The sequence below is a fragment of the Halioglobus sp. HI00S01 genome (assembly GCF_001635445.1).
GTDB classification, from domain to species: domain Bacteria; phylum Pseudomonadota; class Gammaproteobacteria; order Pseudomonadales; family Halieaceae; genus Halioglobus; species Halioglobus japonicus.
Window position 1 is genome coordinate 1 of the sequence record NZ_LWEE01000365.1, and the last position, 248, is coordinate 248.

Here is a 248-nt window from a genome sequence, read left to right on the forward strand (position 1 = left end):
TGAAGACTACAAGGTTGATAGGCTGGGTGTGGAAGCGTTGTGAGGCGTTGAGCTAACCAGTACTAATTGCCCGTGAGGCTTGACCATATAATCCAAGTTATTTGCTCACCGCCAGGTGAGACAAAAGAAGACAGTTGGATGTTGTGACAAGTCCGGTGTTGAGAAACACGAAGAACAGACAGTTTGATTTACCACCCTATTTGTTGAGACGAGGCGGCGCAAAGTGCGCGTGAGGCCAACGACAGCAA

1 rRNA gene is annotated in these 248 nt (G+C 48.8%); it reads left to right on the forward strand.

Annotated elements, in window-relative coordinates:
* Positions 1-87 (forward strand): 23S ribosomal RNA (locus tag A3709_RS20960); the annotation flags it as partial.
* Between the last annotated feature and the right edge of the window lie 161 nt (positions 88-248).